General features: G+C 69.7%; 20 protein-coding genes. 11 read left to right on the plus strand and 9 right to left on the minus strand.

All coding sequences use genetic code 11. From position 1 onward, the window contains the following. Positions 1 to 7 precede the first annotated feature (7 nt). The 3 genes from lpxA to M9945_RS11625 are packed head-to-tail and all read left to right on the plus strand — an operon-like array spanning position 8 to position 2,890. Entirely contained in the window at positions 8 to 838 is an 831-nt protein-coding gene (gene lpxA / locus M9945_RS11615) for an acyl-ACP--UDP-N-acetylglucosamine O-acyltransferase (RefSeq protein WP_367944616.1), read from the plus strand. Further along, on the plus strand, positions 825 to 1,712 hold the full coding sequence (locus tag M9945_RS11620; protein WP_367944617.1) for an LpxI family protein: 888 nt from the start codon (positions 825 to 827) through the stop codon (positions 1,710 to 1,712). The genes lpxA and M9945_RS11620 overlap by 14 nt, the downstream gene beginning before the upstream one ends. Continuing rightward, on the plus strand, positions 1,709 to 2,890 hold the full coding sequence (locus tag M9945_RS11625; protein WP_367944618.1) for a lipid-A-disaccharide synthase: 1,182 nt from the start codon (positions 1,709 to 1,711) through the stop codon (positions 2,888 to 2,890). The genes M9945_RS11620 and M9945_RS11625 overlap by 4 nt, the downstream gene beginning before the upstream one ends. Positions 2,891 to 2,968: 78 nt before the next feature. Here the strand turns inward: M9945_RS11625 and gltA are convergent, their stop codons facing one another. Continuing rightward, a complete protein-coding gene (gltA, locus tag M9945_RS11630; protein WP_367944619.1) occupies positions 2,969 to 4,258 on the minus strand; it encodes a citrate synthase in 1,290 nt (429 codons plus the stop codon). Positions 4,259 to 4,450: 192 nt separating this feature from the next. Next, positions 4,451 to 5,872, minus strand: coding sequence for a glutamate--tRNA ligase (gene gltX, locus M9945_RS11635; protein WP_367944620.1), 1,422 nt, complete (start codon positions 5,870 to 5,872; stop codon positions 4,451 to 4,453). 130 nt (positions 5,873 to 6,002) lie between these two features. Here gltX and M9945_RS11640 point away from each other — a divergent pair, with 130 nt between their 5' ends. Then, positions 6,003 to 8,375, plus strand: coding sequence for a ComEC/Rec2 family competence protein (locus M9945_RS11640; protein ID WP_367944621.1), 2,373 nt, complete (start codon positions 6,003 to 6,005; stop codon positions 8,373 to 8,375). Here the strand turns inward: M9945_RS11640 and M9945_RS11645 are convergent. Beyond that, positions 8,345 to 9,358, minus strand: coding sequence for a P1 family peptidase (locus M9945_RS11645; RefSeq protein ID WP_367944622.1), 1,014 nt, complete (start codon positions 9,356 to 9,358; stop codon positions 8,345 to 8,347). The two genes, M9945_RS11640 and M9945_RS11645, sit on opposite strands and share 31 nt — an antisense overlap. A 9-nt stretch (positions 9,359 to 9,367) precedes the next feature. Beyond that, positions 9,368 to 10,432: a branched-chain amino acid ABC transporter substrate-binding protein gene (locus tag M9945_RS11650; protein ID WP_367944623.1), complete on the minus strand. Its 1,065-nt coding sequence runs from the start codon at positions 10,430 to 10,432 to the stop codon at positions 9,368 to 9,370. 150 nt (positions 10,433 to 10,582) lie between these two features. On the opposite strand from M9945_RS11650, the gene M9945_RS11655 reads away from it, so the two are divergent. Both M9945_RS11655 and M9945_RS11660 read left to right on the plus strand, forming a co-directional pair. Next, positions 10,583 to 11,086, plus strand: a complete 504-nt coding sequence (locus M9945_RS11655) for a flavin reductase (protein WP_367930747.1) — start codon at positions 10,583 to 10,585, stop codon at positions 11,084 to 11,086. 21 nt (positions 11,087 to 11,107) lie between these two features. After that, positions 11,108 to 12,013 (plus strand): alpha/beta hydrolase, encoded by a 906-nt coding sequence (locus tag M9945_RS11660; protein ID WP_367944624.1) that lies wholly within the window; start codon positions 11,108 to 11,110, stop codon positions 12,011 to 12,013. Positions 12,014 to 12,018: 5 nt separating this feature from the next. On the opposite strand, the gene M9945_RS11665 is transcribed toward M9945_RS11660, so the two are convergent. Both M9945_RS11665 and M9945_RS11670 read right to left on the minus strand, forming a co-directional pair. Continuing rightward, a complete protein-coding gene (locus tag M9945_RS11665; RefSeq protein WP_367944625.1) occupies positions 12,019 to 12,627 on the minus strand; it encodes a DUF1176 domain-containing protein in 609 nt (202 codons plus the stop codon). A 55-nt stretch (positions 12,628 to 12,682) separates the two neighbouring features. Beyond that, complete coding sequence (locus M9945_RS11670; protein ID WP_367944626.1) at positions 12,683 to 12,856, minus strand: hypothetical protein; 174 nt, start codon at positions 12,854 to 12,856, stop codon at positions 12,683 to 12,685. Between the two features lie 179 nt (positions 12,857 to 13,035). Between M9945_RS11670 and M9945_RS11675 the strand changes: the two genes are divergently transcribed. Continuing rightward, a complete protein-coding gene (locus M9945_RS11675; protein WP_367944627.1) occupies positions 13,036 to 13,521 on the plus strand; it encodes a hypothetical protein in 486 nt (161 codons plus the stop codon). A gap of 8 nt (positions 13,522 to 13,529) precedes the next feature. On the opposite strand, the gene gloA is transcribed toward M9945_RS11675, so the two are convergent. After that, on the minus strand, positions 13,530 to 13,970 hold the full coding sequence (gloA, locus tag M9945_RS11680; protein ID WP_367944825.1) for a lactoylglutathione lyase: 441 nt from the start codon (positions 13,968 to 13,970) through the stop codon (positions 13,530 to 13,532). 202 nt (positions 13,971 to 14,172) lie between these two features. Here gloA and M9945_RS11685 point away from each other — a divergent pair, with 202 nt between their 5' ends. From M9945_RS11685 to M9945_RS11700, 4 genes are read left to right on the plus strand one after another with little or no spacing between them, the layout of a single operon-like run. After that, positions 14,173 to 14,766 (plus strand): cold-shock protein, encoded by a 594-nt coding sequence (locus M9945_RS11685; RefSeq protein ID WP_367930726.1) that lies wholly within the window; start codon positions 14,173 to 14,175, stop codon positions 14,764 to 14,766. 34 nt (positions 14,767 to 14,800) lie between these two features. Then, complete coding sequence (locus M9945_RS11690; protein WP_367930727.1) at positions 14,801 to 15,310, plus strand: DUF192 domain-containing protein; 510 nt, start codon at positions 14,801 to 14,803, stop codon at positions 15,308 to 15,310. 29 nt (positions 15,311 to 15,339) lie between these two features. After that, positions 15,340 to 16,110, plus strand: a complete 771-nt coding sequence (locus M9945_RS11695; RefSeq protein ID WP_367944628.1) for an alpha/beta fold hydrolase — start codon at positions 15,340 to 15,342, stop codon at positions 16,108 to 16,110. Next, a complete protein-coding gene (locus tag M9945_RS11700) occupies positions 16,107 to 16,973 on the plus strand; it encodes an alpha/beta fold hydrolase (RefSeq protein WP_367944629.1) in 867 nt (288 codons plus the stop codon). Before M9945_RS11695 ends, M9945_RS11700 begins: the two co-directional genes overlap by 4 nt. An 18-nt stretch (positions 16,974 to 16,991) precedes the next feature. Here the strand turns inward: M9945_RS11700 and M9945_RS11705 are convergent, their stop codons facing one another. After that, positions 16,992 to 18,299 carry a hemolysin family protein gene (locus tag M9945_RS11705; protein ID WP_367944630.1) on the minus strand — a complete coding sequence of 436 codons (1,308 nt, stop codon included), beginning with the start codon at positions 18,297 to 18,299 and terminating at the stop codon, positions 16,992 to 16,994. Positions 18,300 to 18,361: 62 nt separating this feature from the next. Next, complete coding sequence (locus M9945_RS11710; RefSeq protein WP_367944826.1) at positions 18,362 to 19,144, minus strand: extensin family protein; 783 nt, start codon at positions 19,142 to 19,144, stop codon at positions 18,362 to 18,364. Positions 19,145 to 19,152 lie beyond the last annotated feature (8 nt).

The following is a 19,152-nucleotide window of genomic DNA, read 5'->3' on the forward strand; positions in this document are numbered from 1 at the left end:
AACCGAGATGAGCGGAACCGTCATCCATCCGAGCGCGGTGGTCGAGCCGGGCGCCAGGCTCGGCGTCGATGTCGAGATCGGGCCGCTTTGCTATGTCGGTTCCGGCGTGGTGCTGGGCGACCGCGTCCGCCTCGCCAACCAGGTCTCCGTCATCGGCGACACCGCCATCGGCGCCGGCACGCAGGTCCAGGCCTTCGCCGCGCTCGGCGGCCTGCCGCAGGACAGGAAGCACAAGGGCGGCCCCTCGACGCTGACCGTCGGCGAGAACTGCGACATCCGCGAATCCGTCACCATGCATCGCGGCACCGATTACGGCCGCGCCGCCACCGTCGTCGGCAACAACGGCTTTTTCCTCGCCTATTCGCACGTCGCCCATGATTGCATCGTCGGCGACAACGTCACGCTGACGCATGCCTCCACCCTCGGCGGCCATTGCGAGGTCGGCGACGGCGCTATCATCGGCGGCCACGCCGCCGTGCACCAGTTCGTGCGCATCGGCCACCACGCCTTCATCGCCGGCATGGCCGCCGTCGTCGGCGACGTCATTCCCTACGGCATGGCCATGGGCGACCGGGCGCGGCTGCGCGGCTTCAACATCATCGGCCTCAAGCGGGCGGGAATGAGTCGCAGCGAGCTCGGCACCATGCGCGCCGCCTATCGCATGCTGTTCTCGCCGGAAAAGACCGTGGCCGAGAACGCGGAGGAGGTCCGCAAGGCCTTCGCCGATTCCGCGGCGGTGATGGACATCCTCGATTTCCTGACCAGCCGCGGCAAGCGGCACTTCACCGTGCCGGCGCTCGGCGACCGTGGCGAAGACGCCGGCGATGGCGGGGATTGAGCCATCCACCACCACTGACGAGGCCGGGCGAGGGCGCATCGCCGTCATAGCCGGCGGAGGCACGTTGCCCGTCGCCGTGGTCCGCACCCTGATCGCCAGAGGAAACGCCCCCTTCGTCGCCGTGGTCGAGGGCGAGGCCGACGATGCCGACTACGATGGCGCCGAGCGTTTTTCCGTTTCCGTCGAGGATCTCGGCCCGCTGCTGTCGCGCCTGCGCAAGGAAGGCGTCGGCCGGGTCGTGCTCGCCGGCCTTATCGAGCGCCGGCCGCGCCTTCTTTCCATACGCTGGTCGTTTCGGCTGCTGGCCGGCCTGCCGCGCGCCGCCGCCGGCCTCGTGAGCGGCGACGACGGCCTGCTGCGCGCCGTCATCGGCATGATGGAGGCGAACGGCATCGCGGTCGTCGGCGCGCACGAGATCGTGCCCGACCTGCTGACGCCGGAGGGCGTGATGACGCGCGCAAGACCGTCCGCGTCCGACCGGCGCGACATCGAGGCGGCGGCAATAGCCGCGCGCGCCATCGGCAGGCTCGACATCGGCCAGGCGGCGATCGCCATCGGCGGCCGCGCGGTCGCGCTCGAGGGTATCGAGGGTACGGACGGGCTTCTGGCGCGCACCGCGCAGATGCGCGGCCACGGCCGGCTGGCCGGCAAGGCCGGCGGCGTCCTCGTCAAGTGCTGCAAGCCGCAGCAGGACCGCCGCGCCGACCTGCCGGCGATCGGGCCGCAGACGATCGAAGGCGCGAAGGCGGCGGGGCTTTCCGGCATCGCCCTCGACGCCGGCGCCTCGTTCATCCTCGATTTTTCGCAGACCGTCGCGCTCGCCGACAGGGAAGGGCTGTTCGTCGTCGGCCTGAAGCCGGAGGCCGGCGCATGACCGGGCCGGGTCCGCTGCGCATCGGCGTCGTTGCCGGCGAGGAATCGGGCGACCTGCTCGCCGCCGACCTCGTCGCCGCGCTGTCGCGCCGGACGGGCCGGCCGGTCGAGCTCGTCGGCGTCGGCGGCCGTCATCTCGCCGCGCTCGGCCTGGAGCCGCTGTTCGACGGCTCGGAGATCGCCCTGATGGGCTTCACCGCCGTGCTGCGCGACCTGCCGCGGCTGATGCGGCGGATCGGCCAGACCGCCGCTGCCATCGCCGAGGCGCGGCCCGATTGCCTGATCACCGTCGACAGCCCGGATTTTTCGCTGCGGGTGGCGAAGAAGGTGCGCGCCGCCGCGCCCGGCATCCCCATTGTCCATTATGTCTGCCCCAGCGTCTGGGCCTGGCGGCCCGGCCGGGCGGCGGCGATGCGCGCTCATGTCGACAAGGTGCTGTGCGTCCTGCCGTTCGAGCCCGAGGCGCTCCGGCGGCTCGACGGCCCCGAGGGCGTCTATGTCGGCCACCGGCTGACGGCGCATCCGGGCGTTCTCGCCGCGCGGGCGGCGCAGACGGCCCGGACCGCCGGCACAGGGGACAGACCACAGCGGCTGCTCGTGCTTCCCGGCTCGCGCCGCAGCGAGGTGCGCCGGCTGCTAGGGCCCTTCGGCGAGACGCTGTGCGCCCTCGGCCAGCGCAACAACACATTCGAGGTGATCGTCCCGACCGTGCCGCATGTCGCCCCCCTTGTCGAGGAAGCCGTGTCGGACTGGCCGGTGCGCACGCGTGTCGTCACCGGCGAGGAGGGCAAGTGGCAGGCTTTCGGGGAGGCCGACGCCGCGCTCGCCGCCTCCGGCACCGTATCGCTCGAGCTTGCGCTGTGCGGCGTGCCGATGGTGTCGTGCTACCGCACGGACTGGATCCTGTCGGCCATCATGCCGTTCGTCACCGTCTGGTCGGCCTCGCTGCCGAACCTCATCGCCGACTGGCCGGTCGTGCCGGAGGCCTACAACGAATATCTGCGGCCAGCCTATCTCGCGCGGCTGATCGAGCAGCTATGGGCCGACACACCGGTGCGCGCGGCGCAGGTGGACGGCCTCGCCCAGGTGGCCGCGCGGATGACGACCGAGCGCCCGGCCGGCGACCTCGCCGCCGAAGAGGTGCTGTCGCGGATCGGGAGTGCTCAGGATCAGCTTTAGGAAATTGTCGCAGTGCCAGGATAAGGAAAGAAAAAGGGCGCTTCGAGCGCCCTTTTTCTTTCCGGATGCGAATGCCGCTCAGCGCTTGGCGATCGGCACGTAGTCGCGCGACGGGTGGCCGGTGTAGAGCTGGCGCGGACGGCCGATCTTCTGGCTCGGGTCCTCGATCATCTCCTTCCACTGCGCGATCCAGCCGACGGTGCGGGCCAGCGCGAACAGCACGGTGAACATGGTGGTCGGGAAGCCGAGCGCCTTCAGCGTGATGCCGGAATAGAAGTCGATGTTCGGATAGAGCTTCTTCTCGATGAAATACTCGTCGGTCAGCGCGATGCGCTCCAGCTCCATGGCGACGTCCAGCAGCGGGTCGTCCTTGATGCCGAGCTCGCCCAGCACCTCGTGCGTGGTCTGTTGCATGATCTTGGCGCGCGGGTCGTAGTTCTTGTAGACACGGTGGCCGAAGCCCATCAGGCGGAACGGGTCGTTCTTGTCCTTGGCGCGGGCGACGAATTCGGGGATGCGGTCGACCGAGCCGATCTCGGCCAGCATGTTCAGCGCCGCCTCGTTGGCGCCGCCATGCGCCGGGCCCCACAGGCAGGCGATGCCGGCGGCGATGCAGGCGAACGGGTTGGCCCCGGACGAGCCGGCTAGGCGCACCGTCGAGGTCGAGGCGTTCTGCTCGTGGTCGGCGTGGAGGATGAAGATGCGCTCCATGGCGCGGGCGAGCACGGGATTGACCTTGTACTCGTCGCACGGCACCGCGAAGCACATATGGAGGAAGTTGGCGGCGTAGTTGAGGTCGTTCTTGGGGTAAACGAACGGCTGGCCGATATGGTACTTGTAGGCCATGGCGGCGATGGTCGGCATCTTGGCGATCAGCCGGATCGAGGCGACCATGCGCTGGTGCGGGTCGGAGATGTCGATCGAGTCGTGGTAGAAGGCCGACAGCGCGCCGACGACGCCGCACATCACCGCCATCGGATGCGCGTCGCGGCGGAAGCCGGAGAAGAATTTCGACATCTGCTCGTGCACCATGGTGTGGTGCGTGACGCGGTAGTCGAAATCGTCCTTCTGCGATTTTGTCGGCAGCTCGCCATAGAGCAGCAGGTAGCAGACCTCGAGGAAGTCGCCGTGCTCGGCAAGCTGCTCGATCGGGTAGCCGCGATGCAGCAGCATGCCCTCGTCGCCGTCGATATAGGTGATCTTCGACTCGCAGCTCGCGGTCGAGGTGAAGCCGGGATCGTAGGTGAAGGCGCCGGTGGTGGAGTAGAGCGCGCTGATGTCGATGACATCCGGCCCGACCGACCCTTTTCGGACCTTGAATTCTTGGGTCTTGCCGTCGAAATCAAGCTTTGCGGTCGAACTGCTCATCACCATCACCTCTTAATTCAGGGCGCCCCGCCTCAGTGCCGTCCCTTGGGCCGATCCCTTGGGTCAATCCATTGGATTAAATAGGCAACCAACTCCCGATTGCGCGCCCTTGCTATCCGATTTGCGGGGGCCTGCCAAGCGATTCCGCAATTGCGCTTCGGCGCTGCACCATGGGGTGGAAACGCCGCCGCCTCACGCCGCCTGGTCGCGCAGGCGGGCGAGGCTTTCCTCGCGCCCGAGCACCGCGATCACGTCGAAAACGCCGGGCGAGGTCGAGCGGCCGGTCAGCGCCGCGCGCAGCGGCTGCGCCACCTTGCCGAGCTTCAGCCCGGCCTCATCGGCATAGGCGCGCACCGCCCCTTCGGTCGTCTCCACCGACCAGTCGCCCAACGCCTCCAGCGCCGGGATGAGGCCGGAAATCGTCGCGCGCGCGCCGGCGTCGAGGATCTGCGCCGCCTTTTCGTCGAGGGCGAGCGGGCGCGTCGCGAACAGGTACTGCGCGCTGTCGGCCAGCTCGACCAGCGTCCTGGCGCGTTCCTTCAGGCCCGGCATCGCGGCGAGAAGCATCGCCTTCTGCTGCGCGTTCGGTTCGGCCGGAATCGCGCCCCGCTCCGCGATGAAGGGCAGGGTGGCGAGGAAGCGCCCGAGAAGGTCGGCGTCGTCGCTCTTGCGCATGTAGAGCCCGTTCAGCGCCTCGAGCTTGGCGTAGTCGAAGCGGGCCGCGCCGCGGTTGACGTCCTCGATCTCGAACCAGCGCACCATGTCCTCGGTGGACATCACCTCGTCGTCGCCATGGCTCCAGCCGAGGCGGGCGAGATAGTTGCGCAGCGCCTCCGGCAGGTAGCCCATGGCGCGGTAGGCCTCGACGCCGAGCGCGCCGTGGCGCTTGGAAAGCTTGGCCCCGTCCGGGCCGTGGATCAGCGGGATATGCGCCATCACCGGCACCTCCCAGCCCATGGCCTCGTAGATCACCGTCTGGCGCGCGGCGTTGGTCAGGTGGTCGTCGCCGCGGATGATGTGGGTGACGCCCATGTCGTGGTCGTCGACGACGACGGCGTGCATGTAGGTCGGGTTGCCGTCCGAGCGCAGGATGATGAAGTCGTCGAGGTCCTTGTTGGGGAAGCGCACGTCGTCCTGCACGCGGTCGCGCACCAGCGTCTCGCCCTCCTGCGGCGCCTTGATGCGGATGGCGGGCTTGACGCCCGCCGGGGCCTCCGAGGGGTCGCGGTCGCGCCAGCGGCCGTCATAGCGCGGCGGGCGCCCTTCCGCGCGGGCCTTCTCGCGCATCTCGTCGAGCTCGGCGGGTGTCGCGTAGCAATGATAGGCCTTGCCGAGGCGCACCAGCTCCTCGGCCACCTCGCGGTGGCGTGGCGCGCGGGCGAACTGCGACACCGGCTCGCCGTCCCATTCGAGGCCGAGCCATGTCAGCCCGTCGAGGATCGCGGCAGTCGCGGCCTCGGTCGAGCGCTCGCGGTCGGTGTCCTCGATGCGGAGCAGCATCGTGCCGCCGGTATGCTTCGCGAACAGCCAGTTGAACAGCGCGGTGCGCGCCCCGCCGATATGCAGATAGCCGGTGGGCGAGGGGGCGAAGCGGGTGACGACCTTGTCGGACATGGCTTCCTGCCTGTGAGAAGGGAACGGGTGCGGGCGCGACGCCCGATGATCTTTTTCTGGCGCTCATGTAGCATAGGCGCTTCGACGTGCAAGCGATTACCGGGAAACCAGCCCGGGCGGGGAGCGCGGCATGGAGGCGAGGGAAGCGGGGCGCACCGACGAGCGCCGGCAGTTCGCGCTGCCGGGCGCGGCGCCGCTTGCGCCCATGCCGGCCCGGCGCGAGGCCGTGTCCGCCGACAGCCGCCCGGCCTTGCCGGAACGCCCTCCCTCCCATCCTCCGGTCGCGGTGGCCCGGGGCCTGCCGGCAACGCTGCGCCGCGCGCTCGACGGCGAGCCGGAGCGCGGCAACGGCTTCCTGTTCGCGCCGGTGTTCATGGCGGCCGGGGCGCTCTCCTATTTCACCCTCGCGGCCGAGCCGTCCTTTCTTCCGCTCCTGCTCTCCTTCGTTTTGGCGTCGGGGTTGGCCTTCGCGCTCCTGTCGCGCCCGCTTCTCCATGCCGCTCTCGTCGCGGCGGCGATGGTCTGCGCCGGCATGCTGGCGGGCAAGGTCGAGACGTGGCGCGCGGCGACGCCGATGCTGGGGTCCGAGATCACAACCCGGCTGACCGGCCGCGTCGTGCGCATCGAGCATCAGGCGAGCGGCCGCGTGCGGCTGACGCTCGACCTCGTGGCGACGGAGCGGCCGCAGCTGCGCTACGCGCCGCACCGTATCCGCGCCACCGCGCGCGCCGCGCCGGAGGGGCTGGTTCCGGGCGAGACGGTGCAAGGCGTGGCGCGGCTGATGCCGCCCTCCGGCCCGGTGCGCCCCGACAGCTACGATTTCGCCTTCGAGAGCTACTTTTCCGGGATCGGCGCGGTCGGGTTCTTCCTCTCCCGGCCCGAGCGGGTGGCCGAGACCGGCCCGCCGGACTTCGGCGAGCGGCTTGCCGCATGGGTGGAGGAATGGCGCGGGCGCATGGCCGCGCGCATCGAGGCGCAGATAAGCGGGCCGGAGGGCGCCATCGCCGCCGCGCTGATCACCGGCATTCGCGCCGGCATCCCCGAGGAGATCAACGAGGCGCTGCGCGTCACCGGCCTCTACCACATCATCTCCATATCCGGCCTCCACATGGCGCTGGTGGCCGGTACGCTGATGGTTTCCCTGCGCGCCGGCTTCGCGCTGTTCCCGTCCTTCTCCATGCGCCGCCCGGTCAAGAAATACGCCGCCGCCGCGGCCCTTGCCGCCACCGCCTTCTATCTCGCCCTGTCGGGCGGCGACGTCGCGGCCCAGCGCAGCTTCATCATGCTCGCCGTGATGCTCGCCGCCGTCATCGTCGACCGCGCGGCGCTGACCATGCGCAACCTCGCGATCTCCGCGCTCATCATCCTGATCGTCGCGCCGCACGAGGTCGTCGGCCCCTCGTTCCAGATGTCGTTCGCCGCCACCGCCGCGCTGGTCGCCGCCTACGCCGCGTGGCGAGACCGTCGCGAGCGGCGGCCGCGAGCGTCGATCAGTCGGGGGATGCCCGTCGCCATGCTGCGCACCGGCCTCGGCTACGCCGCCGGCCTGTCGATGACCTCGGTGGTGGCGGGGCTGGCGACGGCGCTGTTCACCGCCTGGCATTTCCAGCAGGTCTCGCCGCTCGGCCTCGTCGCCAACCTTGCCGCGATGCCGGTGGTGTCCGTCGCCGTGATGCCGATGGCGGTCCTTACCGCGCTGCTGATGCCGTTCGGCCTCGACGCCGCGCCGCTGTGGGTGATGGGGCAGGGCATCGCGGCGATGAACGCCATCGCGCTGTGGCTGGCCGAGCGCTCCGCCTTCGACGCGACGGGCGCGATTCCGCTTGCGGCGGTGCTGGTGCTGACCGTGGCGCTCGCCGTGCTGACCATGGCGACGAGCGCCCTGCGCTGGCTCGCGCTGCCGCTCATCGGGCTCGGCGTCGGCCTTCTTGCCGCGCGCGACCTGCCTGACGCCTTCGTGTCGGAGGATGCGGTCCTCGTCGCCATGCGGCTGGAGGACGGGCGCATCGCCGTCAACCGGCCGCGCCCGCGCGCCTTCACCCTCGACAACTGGCGGCGCGCCTTCGGCGGCGGCGAGATCGTCCGGCCGGTGGACGCGGCACCGGGCGAGGTGATGGAAAGCCGGCTGGCCACCGCCGGTTTCTCCTGCCGCGACGGTCTTTGCCTCGTGGACCGGGGTGACGGTGCGGTGCTGGCCCATGCGGCGGATGCCGCTGCCGCGCGCCCGGCCTGCGGCGTGGCTGGGCTGATCGTCATCGCCGATGCGACGGCGCGCAGCCCGTGCGGGCAAGGGGAAGCCGCCGTCATCACCGCCCGCGACCTCGCCCGCAAGGGCAGCGCCGAGATCAGGTTCGGGCAGGGGCCTGCCGCGATCCGCTTCGCGATCACCGAGCCTTATCGCCCCTGGCACGAGCATCGCCGCTTCTCGCGCGCCGCGCGCGGGCTCGCGCCATGGCGGCGGCAGGAACGCGATCAGCCGCGCAGCGACGACCAGACGGGATAGAGATCGCCCTCGGCCGGCGTCGCGGCATGGACGCCGCGCGCGATGGCGCGGGCCATGGTGGCGCCGGCGGCGGCGTAGAGCGCGGCCGCGCCCTCGATGCCGAGCTCGACACCGCTTTTGCCGGTGGCCAGCGCGAAGACGAGATCGCCGTCGGCCGGCGTGTGCGTCGGCCAGATGGCGCGGGCGAAGCCGTCATGCGCCGACACCGCCAGCCGCTTGGCCGCCGCCTTGGACAGCTTCGCGTCGGTGGCGACGATGGTGATGGTGGTGGCGCGGCCGGGCAGCGGTCCTTCCTCGAACTTCCAGCGCAGATCGGTCGCCTCCGGCGGCAGCGGCGCCGGCAGGCCGAGGCCGCCGAACTCGCCGCCGATCTCGAACGGAGCCGCCCAGAAATGCGACCCGCGCCCGACCGTCACCGAGCCGACCGGATTGACGGCGGCGAGCGCGCCGACGGTGACGCCGTTCGGCAGGCGGGTCGAGGCCGAGCCGAGGCCGCCCTTCAGCCCGGCGGTCAGCGCGCCTATCCCTGCGCCCACCGTCCCAAAGGCGAAGTCGGGGCCGGCATTCGCTACCGCCTCGTAGCCCATCTCGCGATAGGGCGGGTAGCGGCCCCAGTCCTTGTCGCCGCCATTGATAAGGTCGAACAGGATCGCCGCAGGCACCACCGGCACCAGCGCCGAACCAACCTTGAAGCCGACGCCCTTCTCGCGCAGCGCCGCCTGCACGCCGGAGGCCGCGTCGAGCCCGAAGGCCGAGCCGCCGGACAGCACGAAGCCGTGGAACTCGTGGAGCGTGTTGTGCGGCTCGAGCGCGTCGGTCTCGCGCGTGCCCGGCGCGCCGCCCAGCACCTGCACCGAAGCGACGCACGGCTCGTCCGGCAGGACGACGGTGACGCCGCTTTTCAGCCGCGCATCGCCGGCATTGCCGACCCTGAGGCCGGCGACGTCGGTGATGAGGTTCTTCGGACCGGGAACGAAGGGCATGGGCGGGCTCTATTCTGTTGGCAGGAAGCGTTCGCCGTCGTAGCGATGGAGGATGACGGGGAAACGCGCCGGATCGCCCTTGTCGTCGAACGACACGGGGCCGACCAGCGTCTCGAACCGCTCGCGCGCGAGCATGTCGGCGGGCGCGAGGTCTTCCGCCCGCGCCCGCCGGAGCGCCTCGATGGCGACGGTGACGGCCGCATGGGCGGGCAGGACATAGCCTTCCGGGACGATTTCCGCTTCGGTGAAGCGCCGGAGCGTATCGCCGTCGATGCGGTCGACCCATTCGGGCGGGGCGATCATCAGCGTCCCGGTCGCCAGCGGCACGTCGCCCGGCGCGCGCAGCGCCTCGCCGCCGGCGAAGGTCAGCGCATGGCCGAGCTGGGCCGCGTCGCGCGCCATGATGGCGATGTCGTCGCGGTCGCCGCCGACGAAGACGTGCGTGGCCCCGGCGCGCGCCAGCCGGCCGACGAGGCCGATCTGGTTCTCCATCTGCGGCCGGTAGGTGTCGAGGAACACCGGCTTCAGCCCGGCGATCTCGGCGGCGAGCCGCAGCGATTCGGCAAGCTCGCGGCCATGGATGGTGCCGTCGTCGACGATGGCGAAATGCTCGGTGCGCCATTGCCGCGGCAGGATGGCGCCGATGGCCGCCGCCTCGGCATCGGCGCGCGGTGCGAGCCGCCATACAAGCCAGCCGGTGCGCACGCGCCGGTCGGTCAGGCCGTTGGCGCGCACCCCGGGCGTGACGACGGCGATGCCGGCTTGCCTGAAGACGGGCAGCGCCGCCTCGATTGCTTCGAGGCACAGGAACCCGGCAACGGCCGCCACGCCGGCCTCCGCGAGCTCCTGCGCCGCTGCCTCGCCGCCTTCGGCCGTGCATTGGTCGTCGGCGACGACGAGCTCGGCTCCCGTATCGGCGGCCGCGATTTCCGCGCCCGCCCGCATCTGCGCGCCGAGCAGGGCGAAGGGCCCGTCGAGCGGCGCGGCGAGCCCGACCCGCAACGTGTCCGCCTGCGCGCCGCCGGCAAGGGCGAGCACGGCTGCGGCGAGCATCGTTTTCAGGGCGGGCTGCATGGTTCGCCTTTTCGGGAAGCCTCGTGCCGGACGGTCCGTCAACTTGGTAAAGGCTGGCGGGAAGGCGTGCAACAGGTTAGGAGCAGCATGTTTGCCGGCGGGGCCGGGGTGCCTATATGCGGCGGAAACCATCAAGTGCAGGTGAAAAACGTGCTGAACAAGAATGCTGTCGAGCCGCCGCTTTACCGCGAGGCGATGAGCCGCTTCGCCGGGGCGGTGCATGTGGTGGCGACCGACGGGGCGCATGGACGGCGCGGGACGACGATCATCGCCGCCTGCTCGGTCTCGGACGAGCCGCCGACGATCCTCGTCTGCCTCAACCGGATGAAGCCGGAAAACGACTGCTTCGCCGACAACGGCGTCTTCGCGCTCAACACGCTTTCGCCGCAGCAGCAGCCGCTGGCCGACGCCTTTTCCGGCCTGACCGGGCTCAGCCAAGACGAACGCTTCGCGCTCGGCGAGTGGGAGACGGGCTCGTCCGGCGCGCCGATCCTGCGCGGCGCGCTCGCCACCTTCGATTGCCATCTGGTCGAAGCGAAGGACTTCGCCACCCACCGCATCCTGCTCGGCCGGGTGACGGATATCCGGATCGGCGAGGCCGAAGAGCCGCTGCTCTACTTCCGGCGCGCCTATCGCCGGCTGGGCGGAGACTGACGGACGGGAGGAGACGGTAGGATGACGCGCACCGGCCACGGCAGGACCAGAGCGATGCCCGTCCTCGCGGCCGCCCTTTCGCTGCTGCTGGCGCTGCCCGCCGCCGCGGCGGAGCTGCTCTCTCCGTTCAAGGACAGGCTGTTCGCCTATCCGGCGACGCTGGCCGAGGCCGATGGCGGTCGCCACGTCACGGTCGACTATCGCGAAGAGCGCGACATCAACGGCCGCGACGAGGTCCCCGAGCGCCGCGTCCACGGCGCCTATGTCGATCTCGGCGTGCGCCGCGCCCAGAAGGATCTCATCGCCGAGACCGCCGCCGGGCGCATCGCCCACATGGCGGTCGGCCGGCAGGAGAAGGCGCGCTTCATCGTCGTCTACCTGCACGGGCAGGGCGGCAGCCGCCGGCAGGGCATGGACGATTTCACCTTCGGCGGCAATTTCAACCGCATCAAGAACCTCGCCGCCGGCAATGGCGGCCTTTACCTGACGGTGGATTTTCCCGATTTCGGCGCCGGCGGCGCGCGCCTCGTCGCCGAGCTGGCGGGCCACTACGCCGCCCGCTCGCCCGGCGCGCCGGTCTTCGTCGCCTGCGGCTCGATGGGCGGCGGCCTGTGCTGGCGCCTCGCCGACGACGCCGCGCTCGCGCCCCGCCTCGGCGGGCTGCTGCTGCTCGGCTCGCACTGGGACGAGGGGTTCTTCGCCAGCCGCGCCTTCAAGCGCAAGGTGCCGCTGTTCTTCGGCCATGGCGGCAACGATCGGGTCTATCCGGTCGAAAAACAGGAAGCGTTCTTCCGCGCGATCCTTGCCCGCGCGCCCGGCTATCCCGCCCGCTTCATCCGTTTCGAAACCGGGAGCCACGGCACGCCGATCCGCATGTCGGACTGGCGCGCGACGCTGAACTGGATGGTCTCGGCCGCCGGCCGCTGAGGCGCTCAGCGATAGTCGACGATCGCCTGCGGATTGATCTCGCCGTCATAGGAGGCGTCGACCTCGTAGTGGACGAGGCGGAACGTGCCGTCGACGAAGGTCCACGTGCCGGTGGACGAGGCGTCGCCCACGCCGCGCCATAGCGAATGGGCGGTGATGGTGCGGGTCTCGGGATCGTAGCCGGAATTGACGAGCTGGCCGGTGGCGGCGAAGCCGGTGATGGCGACGGCCTCGACCTTCTCGTCGCTCTCGCCGGCATAGCGCACGTCGTATTGCGGCTCGGCGAAATGGAGCGGCGCCAACGCGCCTTCGCCGTCGGTGATGTAGTAGACGTGGATTTCGTTGTAGGCGCCGCTGAAGCAGAAGAAGCGGAAGAGATGCGCCGTGCGCTCCGGGTCCTCCTCGGCGTCGTAGCTGTAGCGGAAGCCGATGGCGTGGCTTTCCGGCGCGTTGTCCTCGCTTCCCGGCCCGTCCGGGTCGCAGGTCGCGGCGGCGGTGGCCTCGAACATCGCCTTCGCCTTGTCCTTCAGCGCCGCGTCGCCGGCGGCGTCCTGCGCATGGGCGGCGGTGGCCGTGGCGGCGGCGAAAAGGACAGGCAAGACCATCAAGCGCATGATTCCCTCCATCGGACGCCGGATGGTACGCGCCGTGACGGCGCGACGCAAAGCGTCAGGAGGGGCGGCGCTCCGTCATCTCGCGCGCGATGCGCGGAAAATCGGCCGGGCGGATGCCGATGTCGGCCCGGTCGGCATGGCTCATCGATTCGAGAAAAGCGAGCGCGTTGCGGAAACGCTCGACCTCTTCGGGCCGCGGGCGGGAGAACATCTCGGTGAAGAAACCCATGGCAGGCTCCGATTCGCAAGTCTTCCTCCCTTGGAGATCATAGGCCGGCCGCCTCGAATTGTGCAGCGCAGCATGCACATGGCAGCCATGCAGAAAATCCGCTCGATTATGAGGGGAGGTTTTTAACCTGAACCTGCAACTCTGGCCCCGAGTATGCGTTGCCCCGGGTGGAGGTTTCTGTGGGCGTCAAGGCCGAGCTGGATTTCACCGAATTGCTGGACGATCTGCTTGCCGCCTCGGCCGAAGCCGAGGAGGAGGTTGACGACGCGGCCGCGCCGTCGCTGCGGGTCGACATGCTGGCCCAGATCGAGCGGCTTCAGGCGCACAGCCGCCCGCTCTTCGCCGACCGGGCGATGAAGGAATATGGCGACAACGCCGGCAACGCCGCTCAGGGCGGCGCTCAAACCCGCAAGGCCGAGACGCCGAAGGCCGCGCCCGATCTCCAGCCGGCGCTCGACGACCTGTTCTTCCTCGATCCGCAGTCGATCTCGCGCGAGCTCGGCATCGACGGCATGTCGAAGGCCGAGGAGTTCGACCGCGCGCGGCGCAGCTTCGCCCTGCGCTATCACCCCGACCGGGTGCCCGAGGAGATGCGCGAGCGCGCCGTCCTCAGGATGCAGATCGCCAACATGCTGATCGACGAGGCCAAGCGGCGCGCCAGATAAACGCCGGGTTACCAGCTTCCGATATTGGCCATCGACGCCCAGGGCTCGGCCTTCGGCTGGGCATCGCCCTTCTGCAGAAGCTCGATCGAGATGCCGTCGGGCGAGCGGATGAACGCCATGCGCCCGTCGCGCGGCGGGCGGTTGATCGTCACGCCCTTGTCCATCAGCCACTGGCAGGTGGCGTAGATGTCGTCGACCTCGTAGGCGAGGTGGCCGAAATTGCGCCCGCCCGCATAGTCCTCGGAGTCCCAGTTCCAGGTCAGCTCGACCAGCGGCGCATGGCTGGCGACGCAGGATTCCTCGTCCTGCGGCGCGGCGAGGAAGACGAGCGTGTAGCGCCCCTCGCTGCTCTCGTGGCGGCGAACCTCCTTCAGCCCGAGCTTATTGCAGTAGAAATCGAGGGAGTCGTCCAGATCTTTGACGCGGACCATCGTGTGGAGATAACGCATCGCATTCATGTTCCCGTTTCGTCGACTGGCGATGATATGGCGCGGCTGTCGCGGCTCGGCAACCTCCGAAAGGGCCAAAAACCGGCCCTTTCCCGGCGGGATATGTTGAAAAATACGGCTTGGTACTTGCTAACACACAAAGACGAAGTGCTATTCTGCCAACTCAGAATCAATCGGGTGGTTGCAGGGAAGGTGCGTCAGGATGGGGGACAAGGCCTCCTCGCAAGGGCGATATGCGGCCAGTGACCAAGCCTTGAAGCCGGACAACGGGGACGAGGTCGCGCTGACGGAGATTTCCGGCGCGATCAAGTGGTTCGACGTCGCCAAGGGCTATGGCTTCATCCTTCCTGACGAACCGGGCATGGACGACGTGCTCCTTCACGTCACCTGCCTGCGCAGGGACGGCTTCAACACCGCGCTCGAGGGCGCGCGCGTCGTCTGCCTGATCCATCGCGGCGAACGCGGCCTCCAGGCGTTCAAGGTCGTGTCGATGGACAACACCGGCGCGGTCCATCCCTCCGAGCAGCCGGTCCAGCGCACGCATGTCCAGGTGGTGGCCGAGAGCGGGCTCGAGCGCGCGCTGGTCAAGTGGTTCAACCGCACCAAGGGCTTCGGCTTCCTGACCCGCGGCGAGGGCACCGAGGATATCTTCGTCCACATGGAGACCCTGCGCCGCTACGGCATCGCCGAGCTGCGGCCCGGACAGGTCGTCCTCGTCCGCTTCGGGCGTGGCGACAAGGGCCTCATGGCTGCCGAAATTCATCCCGATATTGGCACGCTGCCGGCATCCCACTGATTTGCCCATTCAATCCCGGCAGGCAAGGTGAACCATGATGCGTTGCTTGCGGCCTCTCCTGCTTGCGTCGGCCCTCGTGCTTGCCGCCGGCCTCGCGCCCGGCGTGGCCGGCCTTTCGCCCGCGCAGGCGTCGGAGCCGATGATCCTGCCCGTCGACCCCGCGCCGCTCAGCGTCGAGACCGATGCCGGCGAGACGCGCTTTTCCATCGAGGTCGCCGACGACGACCGCGAGCGGTCCGCCGGGTTGATGTTCCGCACCGAGATGAAGGACGACCACGGCATGCTGTTCGTGTTCGAGCGCACGCGCCGGCTGTCCTTCTGGATGAAGAACACGCCGATGCCGCTCGATCTCGTCTTCATCGACGAGGAAGGCATGGTGGTCGACGTGCTGGCGGGCGAGCCGTTCTCGGTCGCGCCCATCGCCCCGGAGGCGCCGGCGCGTTTTGTGCTTGAACTCAAGGCCGGAACGGCTGAAAAGACCGGCATTGCCAGTGGCGACCGTGTCAGCCACCCCCGGATCGACGGCGTTTCGCGGGGGAATTGATCGGTCGCGGAAAGGGATCGCCGCAATCGATGTCCAGTTTCGTTCATGACGGGTTCGAGATCGCATTCCTCGACCGCCGGCCGGAAGCCGGCGCGGGAGAGCCGGTTCTCCTCATTCACGGCTTCGCCTCGACCCATCACGTCAACTGGGTCGCGCCCGGCTGGGCCAAGACGCTGGGGGACGCCGGCTATCGCGTCATCGCGCCGGACAATCGCGGCCATGGCCGCTCGCAGAAGAGCTACGACCCGGCGGATTACACCCCGCAGGTGATGGCCGAGGACGCCGCGGCGCTGCTCGATCATCTCGGCATTCCGCGCGCCCATGTCTTCGGCTATTCGATGGGCGCGCGCATTTCGGCGTTCCTGGCGCTGCGGCATCCCGACAAGGTGGCGACGCTGGTCCTCGGCGGGCTGGGCTACGGCATGGTCGACGGCGTCGGCGACTGGGATCCCATCGCCGCCGCGCTGGTCGCCGAAGACCCGGCGACGGTCGACAACCCGCGCGGCAGGATGTTCCGCGCCTTCGCCGACCAGACCAAGAGCGACCGCCTCGCGCTCGCAGCCTGCATTGCCACCTCGCGCGAGCTGGTGTCGGAGGAGGAGATGGCCGGCATCGCCGCGCCGACGCTGATCGGCGTCGGCACCAAGGACGACATCGCCGGCTCCGCCGAGCGCCTTGCCGCGCTGATGCCCGATGCCGAGCCCTTCGACATCGTCGGGCGCGATCACATGCTTTCCGTCGGCGACCGCAGCTGGAAGGCGAAAGTTCTCGAATTCCTGAAGGACCATCCCATCCCATGACCCCGAAGCCGATCGAATTCACCGGCGCCGAAGGCAACCGGCTCGCCGCCGACTTGTGGGACGGGCGCGGCCATCCCGTTCTCCTGCTGCATGGCGGCGGCCAGACGCGCCGCGCCTGGGACATGACCGCCCGCCGCGTGGCGGACGCCGGCATGCGCGCCGTCACCGTCGATCTGCGCGGCCATGGCGAGAGCGAGTGGGCCGGGAGCGGCGACTACAGCTTCGCCGCCTACGGCGCGGACGTGGCGGCGCTGGTGCGCCAGACGGCCGAGCGCTTCCATGCCGCGCCCTCGGTGGTGGGCGCCTCGCTCGGCGGGCTTTCGGCGCTCGTCGCCGAGCTCGATCACGGGCCGCTGCTCGATTCCCTCATCCTTGTCGACATCACGCCGCGCATGGATGTCGGCGGCGTCGACCGCATCCAGGGGTTCATGGGCGCACGCATGGAGGAAGGCTTCGCCTCGCTGGAGGAAGCCGCCGATGCCATCGCCGGCTACCTGCCCAACCGCAAGCGGCCGCGCTCGCTCGACGGCCTGCGCAAGAATCTGCGCCTCGACGCCGACGGCCGCTATCGCTGGCACTGGGACCCGGCCTTCATGAAGAGCGAGCGCAACATCAATTTCCGCTCGCGCGAGACCATGGAGCACCTGCTGGCCGAGCTGCCGCGCCTGCACCTGCCGGTTCTGCTGGTGCGCGGCATGCAGTCGGAGCTGGTGCACGAGGACTACGTCAGGGAGTTCGTCGACCGCGCGCCGTCGGCGAGCTATGTCGATGTCGGCGGGGCCGGCCACATGGTCGCCGGTGATCGCAACGACGTGTTCTGCGAGGCGATCCTCGATTTCCTCACCGACAGGAAGGCGGCGTAGTAGGCCGCACCGTCCCGCTCAGCCGCGGGCTTCGCGGTGGGTCAGGATGCTGCGCGAGGCCAGCACCTTGTCAATGCGCCGGCCGTCGAGGTCCATCACCTCGAAGCGCCAGCCCATGATGTCGACATGCTCGCCGACCTGCGGCAGACGGTGCATGTGCGAGAGCACGAAGCCGGCCAGCGTCTCGTAGTCGCGCTTCTCGGGCAAGGGAATGCCGAGCGTGTCGGCCATCTCGTCGATGGGCATGTAGCCGGCGAGCAGCCACGAGCCGTCGTCGCGTTCGACCGCCATCTCCTCGTCCTCGTCGACGTCGGAGCGGAACACGCCGACGATGGTCTCGAGGATGTCGGCCGGCGTCACCACGCCCTCGAAGTCGCCATATTCGTCATGGACCAGCGCCATCGGCACCTCGGCTTCCTTGAGCGTGGCGAGAACGTCGAGCGCGTCGGCATTGTCGTGGACGATGGGCGCGGGGCGCACGAAGGTTTCCAGGTCGAACGCCTGGCGCCCGACGAGCGCGGTCAGCGCCTCGCGGACGAGCACCACGCCGACCATCTGGTCGACGCTGCCGCGGCCGGCGGGCAGGATGGAGTGGCCGGATTCGAGGATCTTCCTGCGGTTGTCGGTCTTCGAGGCTTCGAGGTCGATCCATTCGACCTCGGTGCGCGGCGTCATGATCGCGCGCACGCTGCGGTCGGCGAGGCGCATGACGCCGGCGATCATCTTGCGCTCGTCGCTCTCGACGACGCCGTGGCTTTCGGCCTCGGCGATCAGGCTGGCGATCTCCTCGTCCGTGACCTTGGTGCCGCCCTCGTCGGCCTGGCCGAGCAGGCGCAGCACCGTGCGGCCGGAAATGTCGAGCAGCCACACCAGCGGCGCGGCGACGACGGAAAGGCCGCGCATGGCCGGCGCGATGCGCGAGGCGACCGCCTCCGGGTTGCGCAGCGCGATCTGCTTCGGCACCAGCTCGCCGATGATGAGCGAGCCGTAGGTGATGACGGCGACGACCGAGCCGACGCCGAGCGTGCCGGCCATCCCCGCGGGCACGCCGGACTGGATGAGCCAGTCGGTCAGCCTGAGGCCGAGCGTCGCGCCCGAGAACGCGCCGGACAGGACGCCGACCAGCGTGATGCCGATCTGCACGGTGGAGAGGAAGCGGCCGGGATTGGCCGCGAGCTTCAACGCCGTCTCCGCGCCCGAATGGCTGCGGTCGGCCATCGCTTTCAGCCGGCCCGGCCGTGAGGACACGACCGCCAGCTCGGACATGGCCAACAGGCCGTTGATGCAGATCAGAACAACGACGATGGCGATTTCGACGGTAAGCATGATGTCGCTGATACCATCAGCGCGGCGCGGGCGCGACAGGAATTTTCACGGAGGCCAACCTGCTAGCGGCAGGCGACGTAGCCGTTCCTGCGGTTCTTGATGTCGAAATGGAAGTGGTCGGCGTGGTCGGCGTCGTAGCCGGGGCCGAGGACGGTGGTGAAGTACTGGCAGCCGCCGGCGCGGACATTGTTGAGCAGCCCGCGCTCGCGGAACGCGAACCAGCCCGGCTTGCGCACGTCGATGTCGCGGCCGTTGCGCAGCTCGATCCGCATCACGTCGAGCGCGTTGCCCTTCGAGTGCTCGGAGGCGACGCCGCCCGAGCGGCGGATGTTGCGGCACGAATAGCTCGATCCCTGATGGATCGTCTTGACGCCGGAGAGATAGCGCCAGCGCGCGGAGGGCGTCAGCTCCTTGCGGGTCCATGTCGCGAAGGCGAGCGCCATGTCGCAGGACAGCGTCGCCGCCGGCTTCATATCGATCGAGCCGGGCAGCCCCGACACCTGCACCGGCCAGTCGATGCGGCAGGCGCCGCCGTCGTTGATCGGCGCGAGGTCGCGGAAGGTGACGCCGAGGCGGCGAAGCTGGCGGCGGCAATCGGTCTCGCTGGCCGGCATCTGCGCGCCCGGCTCGGCGAAGGGGCGTTGCAGGCGCGGATAGCCGACGCTCATCATCGCCGAGGGCGAGGCGAGGCGGGCAAGGCCGCGCGGCTGCGCCCCGACCGACGCGGTCTGCGTGCCGACATCGACGCGCGGCGTCAGGACGTCCGAGGCCGTGCAGGAGGAGACGGCCAGCGCGCCCGCGCCGATCACGCCGAGCGCCGTGGCGAGGCGCGCGCGCCGACGCAGCGCGCCGG

The organism is Aquamicrobium sp., assembly GCF_023954335.1.
In the GTDB taxonomy this organism is placed as follows: Bacteria; Pseudomonadota; Alphaproteobacteria; order Rhizobiales; family Rhizobiaceae; genus Aerobium.

Coding starts and splice junctions, on each gene's coding strand:
- lpxA (WP_367944616.1), top strand. CDS start 8: ATGAGCGGAACCGTCATCCATCCGAGCGCGGTGGTCGAGCCGGGCGCC.
- M9945_RS11620 (WP_367944617.1), top strand. CDS start 825: ATGGCGGGGATTGAGCCATCCACCACCACTGACGAGGCCGGGCGAGGG.
- M9945_RS11625 (WP_367944618.1), top strand. CDS start 1,709: ATGACCGGGCCGGGTCCGCTGCGCATCGGCGTCGTTGCCGGCGAGGAA.
- gltA (WP_367944619.1), bottom strand. CDS start 4,258: ATGAGCAGTTCGACCGCAAAGCTTGATTTCGACGGCAAGACCCAAGAA.
- gltX (WP_367944620.1), bottom strand. CDS start 5,872: ATGTCCGACAAGGTCGTCACCCGCTTCGCCCCCTCGCCCACCGGCTAT.
- M9945_RS11640 (WP_367944621.1), top strand. CDS start 6,003: ATGGAGGCGAGGGAAGCGGGGCGCACCGACGAGCGCCGGCAGTTCGCG.
- M9945_RS11645 (WP_367944622.1), bottom strand. CDS start 9,358: ATGCCCTTCGTTCCCGGTCCGAAGAACCTCATCACCGACGTCGCCGGC.
- M9945_RS11650 (WP_367944623.1), bottom strand. CDS start 10,432: ATGCAGCCCGCCCTGAAAACGATGCTCGCCGCAGCCGTGCTCGCCCTT.
- M9945_RS11660 (WP_367944624.1), top strand. CDS start 11,108: ATGACGCGCACCGGCCACGGCAGGACCAGAGCGATGCCCGTCCTCGCG.
- M9945_RS11665 (WP_367944625.1), bottom strand. CDS start 12,627: ATGCGCTTGATGGTCTTGCCTGTCCTTTTCGCCGCCGCCACGGCCACC.
- M9945_RS11670 (WP_367944626.1), bottom strand. CDS start 12,856: ATGGGTTTCTTCACCGAGATGTTCTCCCGCCCGCGGCCCGAAGAGGTC.
- gloA (WP_367944825.1), bottom strand. CDS start 13,970: ATGCGTTATCTCCACACGATGGTCCGCGTCAAAGATCTGGACGACTCC.
- M9945_RS11685 (WP_367930726.1), top strand. CDS start 14,173: ATGGGGGACAAGGCCTCCTCGCAAGGGCGATATGCGGCCAGTGACCAA.
- M9945_RS11690 (WP_367930727.1), top strand. CDS start 14,801: ATGATGCGTTGCTTGCGGCCTCTCCTGCTTGCGTCGGCCCTCGTGCTT.
- M9945_RS11695 (WP_367944628.1), top strand. CDS start 15,340: ATGTCCAGTTTCGTTCATGACGGGTTCGAGATCGCATTCCTCGACCGC.
- M9945_RS11700 (WP_367944629.1), top strand. CDS start 16,107: ATGACCCCGAAGCCGATCGAATTCACCGGCGCCGAAGGCAACCGGCTC.
- M9945_RS11705 (WP_367944630.1), bottom strand. CDS start 18,299: ATGCTTACCGTCGAAATCGCCATCGTCGTTGTTCTGATCTGCATCAAC.